General features: G+C 40.2%; 10 protein-coding genes. 8 read left to right on the forward strand and 2 right to left on the reverse strand.

Annotated elements, in window-relative coordinates; genetic code table 11:
- Positions 1–80: 80 nt before the first annotated feature.
- Complete coding sequence (locus FTU71_RS01500) at positions 81–1,853, forward strand: class I poly(R)-hydroxyalkanoic acid synthase (protein WP_179993780.1); 1,773 nt, start codon at positions 81–83, stop codon at positions 1,851–1,853.
- Positions 1,854–1,937: 84 nt separating this feature from the next.
- Complete coding sequence (locus FTU71_RS01505) at positions 1,938–3,116, forward strand: acetyl-CoA C-acetyltransferase (protein WP_179988648.1); 1,179 nt, start codon at positions 1,938–1,940, stop codon at positions 3,114–3,116.
- Between the two features lie 167 nt (positions 3,117–3,283).
- On the opposite strand, the gene FTU71_RS01510 is transcribed toward FTU71_RS01505, so the two are convergent.
- Positions 3,284–3,883, reverse strand: coding sequence for a hypothetical protein (locus FTU71_RS01510; RefSeq protein ID WP_004973138.1), 600 nt, complete (start codon positions 3,881–3,883; stop codon positions 3,284–3,286).
- A 398-nt stretch (positions 3,884–4,281) separates the two neighbouring features.
- On the opposite strand from FTU71_RS01510, the gene FTU71_RS14500 reads away from it, so the two are divergent.
- The gene (locus tag FTU71_RS14500; protein WP_004973137.1) at positions 4,282–5,280 is read left to right on the forward strand and encodes a YafY family protein; all 999 of its coding nucleotides are present in this window, start codon (positions 4,282–4,284) and stop codon (positions 5,278–5,280) included.
- Between the two features lie 347 nt (positions 5,281–5,627).
- Here FTU71_RS14500 and mnmG read toward each other — a convergent pair whose 3' ends face one another.
- Positions 5,628–7,508 (reverse strand): tRNA uridine-5-carboxymethylaminomethyl(34) synthesis enzyme MnmG, encoded by a 1,881-nt coding sequence (mnmG, locus tag FTU71_RS01520; RefSeq protein ID WP_096900911.1) that lies wholly within the window; start codon positions 7,506–7,508, stop codon positions 5,628–5,630.
- Positions 7,509–7,750: 242 nt separating this feature from the next.
- Between mnmG and FTU71_RS01525 the strand changes: the two genes are divergently transcribed.
- The 5 genes from FTU71_RS01525 to FTU71_RS01545 all read left to right on the forward strand — a co-directional run bounded on the left by FTU71_RS01525 (position 7,751) and on the right by FTU71_RS01545 (position 12,196).
- The gene (locus FTU71_RS01525) at positions 7,751–8,107 is read left to right on the forward strand and encodes a hypothetical protein (RefSeq protein ID WP_004973135.1); all 357 of its coding nucleotides are present in this window, start codon (positions 7,751–7,753) and stop codon (positions 8,105–8,107) included.
- Positions 8,108–8,291: 184 nt separating this feature from the next.
- Positions 8,292–9,203 carry a bile acid:sodium symporter family protein gene (locus tag FTU71_RS01530; RefSeq protein ID WP_004973134.1) on the forward strand — a complete coding sequence of 304 codons (912 nt, stop codon included), beginning with the start codon at positions 8,292–8,294 and terminating at the stop codon, positions 9,201–9,203.
- A gap of 83 nt (positions 9,204–9,286) precedes the next feature.
- On the forward strand, positions 9,287–10,168 hold the full coding sequence (locus FTU71_RS01535) for a bile acid:sodium symporter family protein (RefSeq protein WP_004973133.1): 882 nt from the start codon (positions 9,287–9,289) through the stop codon (positions 10,166–10,168).
- A gap of 254 nt (positions 10,169–10,422) precedes the next feature.
- Complete coding sequence (gene prmA, locus FTU71_RS01540) at positions 10,423–11,325, forward strand: 50S ribosomal protein L11 methyltransferase (RefSeq protein ID WP_004973131.1); 903 nt, start codon at positions 10,423–10,425, stop codon at positions 11,323–11,325.
- A gap of 16 nt (positions 11,326–11,341) precedes the next feature.
- On the forward strand, positions 11,342–12,196 hold the full coding sequence (locus FTU71_RS01545) for a DUF3426 domain-containing protein (RefSeq protein WP_004973129.1): 855 nt from the start codon (positions 11,342–11,344) through the stop codon (positions 12,194–12,196).
- Positions 12,197–12,556 lie beyond the last annotated feature (360 nt).

Genomic DNA, 12,556 nt, shown 5'->3' on the forward strand with positions numbered 1-12,556 from the left:
AAGTGTGAAAATTTCCCCGTTTTAGTTTCAGCCTTGCACTCAATTTGATTGCTAAAAGCCATGTGCCATGGAGCGATGAAATGAAACAGAACTCATTTCAATTCAAAGAAAATATATTACAATTTTTCTCTAGCCACGATGATATCTGGAAAAAACTACAAGAATTTTATTATGGGCAAAGCCCTATTAATGACGCCTTAACACAGCTCAACAAAGAAGATATGTCGATGTTCTTTGAAGCTTTGTCTAAAAATCCAGCACGCTTGATGGAAATGCAATGGAGCTGGTGGCAAGGTCAAATGCAAATCTACCAAAATGTGATGATGCGCAGTGTGGCAAAAGACATCGAACCATTCATTCAACCTGAAAGTGGTGATCGTCGTTTTAACAGCCCATTATGGCAAGAACAACCCAATTTTGACCTGTTATCGCAGTCATATTTGTTGTTTAGCCAACTGGTACAAAATATGGTGGATGTCGTAGAAGGCATTCCAGACAAAGTGCGTTACCGCCTTCACTTTTTTACCCGCCAAATGATTAATGCTTTATCACCAAGCAATTTTCTTTGGACTAACCCTGAAGTGATTCAGCAAACCATTACCGAACAAGGTGAAAACCTTGTCCGTGGCATGCAAATTTTCCATGATGATGTGGTCAATAGCGGAAAATATTTATCTATTCGCATGGTCAATAGTGACTCTTTTAGCTTGGGTAAAGATTTAGCCTACACGCCAGGTGCAGTGGTATTTGAAAATGAAATTTTCCAGTTGTTGCAATATGAAGCAACCACAGAAAATGTATATCAAACTCCGATTCTAATCGTGCCGCCATTTATTAATAAATATTATGTGCTGGATTTACGCGAACAAAACTCGTTGGTGAACTGGTTACGTCAGCAAGGTCATACGGTCTTTTTAATGTCTTGGCGTAACCCAAATGCTGAACAAAAAGAACTCACTTTCGCAGATCTGATTACCGCAGGTGCAGTTGAAGCTTTGCGTGTTATTGAAGAAATTACAGGCGAAAAAGAAGCCAACTGTATCGGCTATTGTATTGGTGGTACTTTACTTGCTGCAACGCAGGCTTATTACCTGGCAAAACGCCTGAAAAGTCATGTGAAATCTGCCACGTATATGGCAACCATTATCGACTTTGAAAACCCAGGCAGCTTAGGCGTATTTATTAATGAACCTGTGATTAGTGGTTTAGAAACCTTAAATAATCAATTCGGTTATTTTGATGGTCGCCAGTTGGCAGTCACGTTCAGTTTGTTACGTGAAAATACCCTGTACTGGAACTACTACATCGAGAACTATTTAAAAGGCAAAGAGCCTTCAGATTTCGATATTTTGTATTGGAACAGCGACGGCACCAATATTCCTGCCAAAATTCATAATTTCTTATTGCGTAATTTGTATTTGAATAATGAATTGATTTCACCAAATGCAGTAAAAGTGAACGGTGTTGGACTCAACCTTTCTCGTGTCAAAACTCCAAGCTTCTTTATTGCTACGCAGGAAGATCATATCGCGCTTTGGGATACCTGCTTCCGTGGTGCAGATTACTTAGGTAGTGAATCTACACTGGTACTTGGTGAATCTGGACACGTGGCAGGCATTGTGAATCCGCCAAGTCGTAATAAATACGGTTGCTATACCAATACTGCCAAGTTTGAAAATACCAAGCAATGGCTTGATGGTGCAGAGTATCATCCTGAATCTTGGTGGCTACGCTGGCAGGCTTGGGTCACACCGTATGCAGGCGAACAAGTCCCTGCCCGCGCCTTAGGTAATGCGCAATATCCAATGATAGAAGCAGCACCAGGTCGCTATGTTTTGGTAAATTTATTTTAATCAGTCATATAACAACAGCAATGCACATGCTATATATCATGTGCATCCACAGAAACGTAAACATAAAATTTAAGGATATAAAAAATGAAAGATGTTGTCATTGTTGCTGCAAAACGTACTGCAATTGGTAGCTTTTTAGGTAGTCTCGCTTCTTTATCTGCACCACAATTGGGGCAAACAGCAATTCGTGCAGTCTTAGACAGTGCTAAAGTACAGCCTGAACAAGTCGATCAGGTGATTATGGGTAACGTACTCACTACAGGTGTAGGACAAAACCCTGCACGTCAAGCCGCAATTGCTGCAGGTATTCCTGTACAAGTGCCTGCATCAACGCTAAACGTGGTGTGTGGTTCGGGATTACGTGCCGTACATTTGGCTGCACAAGCGATTCAGTGTGATGAAGCAGAAATTGTAGTTGCTGGTGGTCAAGAATCAATGTCACAAAGCGCACACTATATGCAGTTGCGTAACGGTCAAAAAATGGGGAATGCCCAGTTGATCGACAGTATGGTGGCTGATGGTTTAACCGATGCCTATAACCAATATCACATGGGTATTACTGCAGAAAATATTGTAGAAAAGCTTGGTTTAAACCGTGAAGAACAAGACCAATTGGCACTGACTTCACAACAACGCGCGGCTGCAGCACAAGCGGCTGGTAAATTTAAAGATGAAATTGCAGCTGTAAGCATTCCACAGCGTAAAGGCGACCCAATTGTATTTGCTGAAGATGAATACATCAAAGCCAATACCACCCTTGAAAGCTTGAATAAATTGCGCCCTGCGTTCAAAAAAGATGGCAGCGTAACCGCAGGTAATGCTTCTGGTATCAACGATGGTGCAGCAGCAGTGTTAATGATGAGCGCAGACAAAGCTGCAGCATTAGGCCTACAACCTTTAGCACGTATTAAAGCCTATGCAATGTCGGGTATTGAGCCTGAAATTATGGGTCTTGGCCCTGTTGAAGCGGTTAAGAAAACCTTAAATAAAGCAGGCTGGAGCTTAGATCAGGTCGATTTAATTGAAGCCAACGAAGCCTTTGCCGCACAAGCACTAGGTGTTGCCAAAGAATTAGGCTTAGACCTAGATAAAGTAAACGTGAATGGTGGCGCAATTGCCCTCGGTCACCCGATTGGTGCTTCAGGTTGCCGTATCCTCGTGACGTTACTACACGAAATGCAACGCCGTGATGCGAAAAAAGGCATCGCAACGCTTTGCGTAGGCGGTGGTATGGGTGTTGCACTTGCGGTTGAACGCGACTAAGTAACCGAGCCGAAAGTACTGCACGAGTCAAAGCTATTGAATTTGATAGCTGTTCAAAGCCAGTAATAAGTTAAGACATAATGGGAGCTTCGGCTTCCACTATTTTTTTAACTACACAGAGCTTAAAATAATATTGTTGTCGATTAATTTGACATGACAAGTTCTGCTTAATCCACCGAAAGTAAGTGCTGAATATGATCACTAAAGTGATAAAAATGCATGGTATCGGGTTGCTGTTTCAGCTGTTGCCATGCGTCTACAAACGACGTCCAACCTAAATCTTTTAGGCATTGCACAATCATTTCCAATTGCGACAAAGTCTTTTCAGTCGATTGTTTTAACCGAATTTGTCGGTCTAATTGTTCAATTTTTTGCCCCAATTGGAAAAATAAATATATCTGCTGTGGTTCTGCATCTAATAGTGCTTCGCAGTCTTGTACCACATCACAAATATAACTCGCGTTATCGCACGCATTTTGAATACATTGCTGTAATTCAACATAAGTAGCTTTAGAAAACACCTGTGCCAAGTTTTGAATTTTTGTCCGTGTTTGCTCAAACTGCATCGCAAATGAAGCAGGCTGTTCTTCGTTTAAAATCAATTCATTTAAAGAAGCTGCATCAAATGCAGGCAAACAAAAGGCATGTGCATAAGTCAAAGCAGCATCATTTTGTTTAAATGGAAATTGCTGACATACATATTGAATACGGGTTAAATATCGGGCTAACCAAAAAATTTCTCGCGCATCGCTGCTAGATAAATTCACGGTTGTTTCATCCTCCTAACTCTAAGGTCTGTTGATAATTCATCGCGATAAAGCACCTCAATCGCCTTGCCCAATTAACCTACAGCACTCATCCACTCAGACCGCTTTTATTTACATAAACCTGTATCTACCATACAAAACAATGACAGGTTTTCACTTAAACACAACTATTCAATCTTGCTTTTCTAATTGATCCAAGTATGGCTTAAGGTCATAGTTTCTGATTCACTTCTATTATTTGATTAACTTTGCCCGTCCAAATTTTGTGATATTTACTGCAAAATCTGCGGTTATATTTTGCCCTTTTTCAGTAAAAAACTTGCTAATCATTCCGAGTTTTCTTATTGTGTGGAAGAACAAGTTTTCATCCGTATGAATTGACCTAGTAAATATTGAATATGTCTATACAAGAAAAAGAAACATCTAATAGTTTATATCGCCAATGGCAAATTTTATCGCGCCTTTCTACAGGTAAATGGATGGGCACACGTGAATTACACGATGTCCTGCAACGTGAAGGTATCGACATTAGTTTGCGTACGATTCAACGTGACTTAAATCAAATTTCTCAGCGCTTTCCAATTGAAAGTAATGGTACCGTACCACAAGGTTGGCGCTGGCGTTCAGATGCACCGATTCAAAGTTTACCGCACATGACCAGCTCTCAAGCGGTAACGTTTATGATGGTCGAGGAACATTTAAAACATCTGCTGCCGCCAAGTTTGATTGAAGAAATGAACCCATGGTTTGATTTGGCACGACGCAGTCTATCGACCCAAAACAATGTCCGCCAATGGATTAATCGTGTGCGAATTGTGCCTGCAACACAACCTTTAATTCCACCAGTCGTAGACCGCAATGCACAACAGGCGATATATGAAGGCTTGCTCCAAGACAAACAACTAGAATGTATTTATCAATCACGCAGCAATTCAGGCGAAGAAAAAACTTATGTGCTGAATCCTTTGGCTTTGGTGCAAAAAGGTGCGGTGATTTATTTAATCTGTACTCGATTTGACAAAACCGACATTCAAACCTTTGCCCTGCATCGTTTTAAAGCAGCCAAAGTTTTAGATTCACGCGCCTTGCATCCTGTTAATTTTGATATTGATGCCTATATTGAATCTGGCGAATTAGGTTTTAGAGTCGATTTCAGTAAAGCTACTGAAAATATTCAGCTCAAACTTACCATGCAAAAAGCTGATGCCATATACTTCGATGAAAGCCAATTAAGCAAAGATCAAACTATGGAAACACTGGAAAATGGTAATGTGTTGGTGACTGCCACTGTGCCGTTTACCTCACAATTGGTTTGGTGGTTGCGTAGTTTTGGTAAAAAGCTAATTCAGATTGAACCTGTAGAAGTTGCCAATGCGGTGCATCAAACTCAGGAATAAAAAAGCCCCAAATATATTGGGGCGATAGCATTATCGTTCTCTTTTAAATCAAATTATTGTGATTGCTGATTGAAGTTAAAATTAAAATTGACTCGGCATCGTTCAGCGTGGGCATGCCAGTTCAGCTGTACTATAACGAATGCTTTTTAAAGTCATATTTTGCTCCTATCTATGTTGATAAGTGTCACTTTAAATGCTCCTGATCTAGCTGTGAAATCATAAGATATGCAGTCGAAATCAGATTTATTCTTATACGCAACTTCTTCTTTGCTTAGCATCTGATTTACTTTGGCGCATAAAAAAGCCCGCAATTTAAATTGTGGGCTTCTTCATCAATCCATCAAACCTTAAGCAGATTTACGTGACTGTGCATTTTTACGAATGGTGATCATCACCAATTGAACTGCGGCAGGTGTCACACCTGGAATACGACTGGCTTGTGCCAAAGTTTCAGGCAAAACATGCTTCAATTTTAGCGTGATTTCACGCGATAAACCTGACACTGCATCATAATCAAAATCGGCAGGGATTTTGGTTTCTTCCAAGCGTTTTAATTGTGCGACATCTTCATGCTGACGGTTGATATAACCTGCATATTTCACTGCAATTTCAATTTGATCGCCCACTTGTGCAGAAACGTCTGAACCCGTTAATTCTGCGATTTGCGCAAAACTGATATTTGGACGTTTTAACAGATCAATCGCAGAACATTCTTTGGATAAATCTGCACCTGTCATTTCAACAAATTTTTTACCCATTGGGTTGTTTGGTGCAGCCCACAAATGTTGTAAACGCCCTGTTTCACGTTCTACTGCTTCCATTTTTTCACAGTAAGCTGCCCAACGAGTGTCATCCACCAAACCAAGCTCACGACCAATTGGCGTCAAACGCTGATCGGCATTATCTTCACGCAACATCAAACGGTATTCCGCACGTGAGGTAAACATGCGGTACGGTTCTTTGGTACCTAGCGTGATCAAATCATCAACCAATACACCAATATAAGCTTCGTCACGTTTTGGTGTCCATTGTTCCTGATCCCAAGCGCGACGTGCCGCATTCAAACCAGCTAACACACCTTGCGCACCCGCTTCTTCATAGCCAGTCGTACCATTAATTTGACCTGCAAAATACAAGTTATTAATGGCTTTGGTTTCCAAAGTGAATTTCAAGGCTTGTGGATTGAAGTAATCATATTCAATCGCATAACCTGGACGCAAAATATGCGCATTTTCCATACCACGAATTGAACGAACTAACTCGAACTGCACATCAAACGGTAAAGAGGTTGAAATCCCGTTTGGATACAATTCATGTGTATCTAAACCTTCAGGCTCCAAAAATACCTGATGCGAGTCTTTATCAGAAAAACGGTGAATTTTATCTTCAATCGATGGGCAGTAACGTGGGCCAACACCTTCAATCACACCTGTATACATCGGTGAACGATCTAAACCACCACGAATAATTTCGTGAGTACGTTCATTGGTATGGGTGATATAGCAGTTCACTTGTTCAGGGTGCATCGACACATCACCCATGAATGACATGGTTGGTGATGGGAAATCACCTGGCTGCGGAATCATGACCGAAAAATCGACTGAGCGTGCATCAATACGTGGTGGCGTACCTGTTTTTAAACGCCCAACAGGCAAATTTAATTCACGTAAACGTGCCGCCAAAGCAATTGATGGAGGATCGCCTGCACGACCACCGCTCGATTTTTCTAAACCGATGTGAATCACACCACCCAAGAATGTACCTGTGGTCAATACCACGGTTTTCGCATCAAAACGAATCCCCATTTGAGTGACTACACCTTTTACAGTATCGCCTTCTACAATCAGGTCATCGGCTGCTTGTTGGAAAATATCTAAATTGGCTTGGTTTTCTAAAGTGGCACGAATCGCAGCTTTAAAACGAACACGGTCTGCCTGCGCACGTGTTGCACGAACCGCAGCACCTTTACGCGAGTTTAAAATACGGAATTGAATCCCGCTTTTATCGGCAGCCAATGCCATTGCACCGCCTAAGGCATCAATCTCACGTACCAAATGCGACTTACCAATCCCGCCAATTGCAGGGTTACAGCTCATCTGCCCTAAAGTCTCAATGTTATGAGTTAAGAGTAAGGTTTGACGACCCATACGTGCTGCTGCAAGCGCCGCTTCGGTGCCTGCGTGACCGCCACCAATAACAATGACATCGTAAACTTTAGGATAGTGCATAATGGTCAATGAGAGATAAAAAATAAAGACGGAATATTATAGCAAAACTTGTGGCATAAGTTGACAGATTCAGTCGATTTTATTGGCTTAACCGCGCTACAAAATTAATATTTTGTAATCCAAATTTGCATTTTTACTGTACATAAAAACATTTAGACCTAAAAATTAACCAGATCACCGTTGTTTTAATTTGTCTATTTTTTATCCTAATAACACAGATATGAGAAACAAAGGGAAACATCATGAATAAGAAAATTTTGCTGTCCTCTATGCTTTGTGGCTTATTTTTCAGTCCATTTGCAGTGCAGGCAAATGATAAAGTAGAAACCGTCTATAACGCGCAAAAATTCCAGCAAGTCTGTAAAGGTAAAACTCAGGGCGCACCTGTAAGCTTTGCTTATCGTGGGATTATCTGGAATGGTACCTGTGAACCACAATTCTTTAGTTCATCTAAAGCAGTGCAATTACAAGGCAATGAGCCTGAATTATACCGTTCTTGTATGGCAGATGCGCAAAGCACCGTCATTACAGTCAATGGTACTGAGTTAAAAGGCAAATGTGCCTTAGGCTTTACGCCACCACGCCCTGCTGCAATGTGATCAATCACTTAATCTATATTTTCATGAACAGATCGGGTATTCATTCAAACTGAAAGCATGAAAATAACACCAAAGCAGTCATTTATAAGAAGTGACTGCTTTGTTTATTGCACAAGCTCAAAAAACAATTACACTGCAAAGAGAGGGAAAATTATACCCATAAGAAAAAAATAAAGGATGTGCTATGGATTCAGGCTTTTTTACCTTTTTTCTACCACTGACCTTGGCTGTGATGATGATGGGCTTAGGCTTACAACTCACGCCTAAAGACTTTATTCGGGTCAATCAATTTCCTAAAGTCATTTTTTTAACGCTTTTTTCACAATTGGTCATTTTGCCTGTTTTAGCATTTTCAATTTGTTTATTTTTAGAATTGCCACCGCTCTTGGCAATTGGCTTAATGCTGCTTGCTGCCTCACCAGGGGGGCCTACTGCGAACTTATTTAGCTATGTCTATAAAGGTGACGTTGCCCTAAATATTACCCTAACCGCAATGAACTCTGTGATGGCAACCTTTACCCTGCCTTTTATTGTTAATTTGTCTTTTCTATATTTTATGACCGATCAACAACAAATTGGCATGCCTATTGAAAAAATGGCACAGGTTTTTTTACTGATTATTGTGCCTGTTTGTGTAGGAATGGCGGTGCGTAATGCAATGCCACAAATTGCATTACAGTTGGGCAAACCTATGCGTTTGATGTCCATTTATTTCATTTTCGCTTTATTCTTTTATGCGCTTTTCCGCGAACGCGCCAATGTCTTTGACTATTTCAGTGCGATTGGTATCGCCACAGCGCTTTTTTGCTTTTTAAGTTTACTTATTGGTTATCTGGTGCCGTATTTGGCGGGTGTGCCTGATCAACAAGCACGCTCTTGTTGTTTTGAAATTGGCATTCATAACACTGCTGTTTCTTTAACCGTTGCGCTATCGGTTTTGCAAAGCACTGAAATTGCCATTCCTTCTGCGATTTACACCATTTTTATGTATATGTTCAGCTTTATTTTAGGGAGTATGTTAGCTAGACAATCGGCCAAACTTGCCCATCAACACAAACAGGAGCAGAGTTTAAACCACAATAAAAATACAATTTAAAACGTGAGCAAAATTAACTACATATTAAACAAACAGTTAAATATCAAATAAATTATTGTAGATGTAAAAACAAAGGAGTGTTTATGGATTCAGGATTAATCACAATATTTTTGCCGCTGGCTTTGGCCGTGGTCATGGCTGGACTTGGCTTAGAACTCACTCCTAACGACTTTAAACGGGTGAGCAAACACCCCAAAGCAGTGTTTATTGCTTTATTTTGTCAATTGGTCGTCCTGACAGCAATTGCATTCTTTATTTGTAAACTGCTGAATTTACCACCACTGCTTGCAGTCGGACTCATGCTACTAGCAGCATCTCCAGGTGGGCCAACAGCCAACTTATTTAGCTACTTATATAAAGGTGATATTGCCCTAAACATCACCCTCACTGCCGTGAATTCCGTGATTGCAGCATTTACCTTGCCCCTGATTGTCAACTTTGCCATTCAACATTTTATGCAGGATGGGCAACAAGTTGGCTTACAATTTGCCAAAGTATTGCAGGTGTTTTTAATTATTATTATCCCTGTCACTTTAGGGATGTTAGTACGCCATTTTAGCCCTCAAACGGCAGACCGCTTAAACAAACCTGTGCGTATTTTTGCTGTGGTTTTTCTAATTGTGATTATTATTGGCGCAATTGCCAAAGAGCGAAACAACATCATGCTTTATTTGGCAGATGTAGGACTTGCCACTGCCCTGTTCTGTGCCTGCAGTTTATTGATTGGTTATTTTGTCCCGCGTTTCTTTGGCGTAAATAGCCAACAAGCCCGAGCCTGCGCCTTTGAAATTGGCATTCACAACAGTACCCTTGCAATGACTATCGCCCTAACCGTTATGTCAAGCTCAACCATTGCCATGCCTGCTGCGGTTTATTCTATTTTCATGTATATTTTTGCCGCAATTTTAGGCACATTACTAAATAAATTTGTGCCGACACCTGCATCGGAGCAATCTGCATCCTAAACAAGTCTCTCAATCATCCCCAATCTAGCAATTTGACTGTTTTGGGGATGATTGAGCGATGATGGTTCAAACAAATTCTTAACTTATATTTTTTAGAGTTATATTTTTGTCACATTATTCGACTATAAGCATAAAGCGAATTTGAAACTTCCAATCGTATAGAGTTTTCCCTTTCGCAATCCGAATAAAAAATAACAGCGTCTGCACCAGTTCAGTTACAATAGCGCTTTCGCATTAAATTTTAGGTTATCTCCGTGAAGTGGTTACAAATACATATTACTGTTGATCAAGCGCAAGTCGATTTTACTGAAACCCTGCTCAGTTCATTGGGTGCAGTCAGCGTAACCTTAGATGATGCGGAAAATCAGGACTTACTTGAGCCACTGCCAGGTGAAACACCACTTTGGAACAAAGTCATTGTGACAGGTATTTATGCACAAGACGAAGGTGAAGAAATTGATGTTGCAGCCTTAGAAACCTTTATTCGTGCGCAAATGCCAGATGCCCCTTTACGCAGTGAATTTTTGGAAGATCAGGTTTGGGAACGCTCATGGATGGATTACTACGAGCCAATCCAGATTGCAGAGAAATTCTGGATTGTACCTGAATGGTTAGAACCACCTGAGGCAGATGCAGTCAATATTAAACTTGACCCAGGTTTGGCTTTTGGTACAGGTAACCATGCCAGTACGTTCCTGTGCCTGCAATGGTTAGGTAAAACCAATGTAAAAGATAAAGTCGTGATCGACTACGGTTGTGGTTCAGGTATTTTAGGAGTAGCGGCTTTGTTGCTCGGTGCAAAAAAAGTCTATGCGACTGATATTGACCCGCAAGCAGTTTTAGCGACCAAACAAAATGCAGAACTCAACGGTGTACTTAAAAACTTATATGTGGGACTTCCAGAAGAGTTCAATGAAACCATCGGTAATGAAAAAGCAGACATTTTAGTTGCCAATATTTTGGCAGGCCCATTGATGATGCTTGCGCCAGAGTTTGCAACTTTAATTAAATCTGAGGGCGAGTTCGCACTTGCAGGTGTAATTGAAGAGCAAGTTGCTGAAGTTTCTAGTGTTTATTCTGAATTTTTTGATATAGTACAAGTCGAAAAACGTGAAGAAAACTGGTGTCGAATTTCTGGGAAACGCCATCCCCACTAACTGTAATTTTTGAGTTATGAGTGACAAGCAAACCAAGTGCCCTGAATGCCAAACTGTTTATAAAGTATCCGTTGCGCAGCTGACCGTTGCGCAAGGGATGGTTTGTTGTCCTAAATGCGACAATACCTTTAATGCTCTTTCGCATTTGGTATTTGCCTTTCCTCAAAATAAAAACTCAGTCACATCACAATTACATCACATTCAAAACCGCAGTTTTATGCAGGCAACTGCTGAACTTGCGCAACCGCAACATATTTTAGATATTTTTCAGCGTAAAGTTGAACATTCCAATATTGATCTGAAAACCTATCTGAATAACCTCAATTATTTCAGTACTGAACCGATTGGCAACATTCCTGCCATGAAGTTGTCTGCGCCTGATCTTGAAAGTGAAAAAAAGCATGGCAATGGTTACTACTTACTTTGGGGAATTATTAATCTTTTATTGATTGGCTTGTTGATCTTCCAAATTTTGTGGTTTAACCCAAAGTTTTTAAACAGCAGCCCTGCACTGAATTCTGTGTTTACCCAAGTCTGTCAATTTTTTAACTGTAGCAGTTTAGAAGAACGCTATAGCTTAATTTCAGCAAATCGCGTGAAGGTTAAACGTGTAGATCGTATGAATACACAATTTACGGGTGAGCTGATCAATTACTATGATAAAAGCTTGGCTTTGCCTAATATCAAAGTCACTTTAAAAGAAAAACAACAAACATTATCGACTTACATCTATTCCCCACAGGAGTATTTGGTCGAAAGTCTTTCGAGCATTCAACGTATTCCTAAAAACAGTCCATTTAAGTTTGACATTTTAGTTCCAATATCACGAAACGACTTCGATGCCTATACTTTAGAAATTATCAAGCCTTAATTCACAAAAAAATAGTGAAAAAATAGCGAAAAAAATTAAAAAAATTGCAGTTTTCTTGCTCACTTTTTCTCATACAATGGTATCATACGCGCCACGAAAGCTTTGTGCTGCAAACTCCTCGCAAGATTCACAACAAATATAGATCTGTCTAATGCGCTTTATTTTTATATATCGCGTACAGAGTAGATTTTTTGTTTTGATTTTGGTCTGTAACAATTATTAATGTATTGTTACGCTTAAATTTCGACCAATGCCTAGAGTTGTGGCAAGCTAAATGTTCCAGTTTTAGAACTTCCCGTTTTAGGATCTAAAACGGAGTTCATTTAATTTATAGACCACATTGATATATCACTTTATCCC

The organism is Acinetobacter sp. YH12136, assembly GCF_013418545.1.
Lineage (GTDB): Bacteria > Pseudomonadota > Gammaproteobacteria > Pseudomonadales > Moraxellaceae > Acinetobacter > Acinetobacter towneri.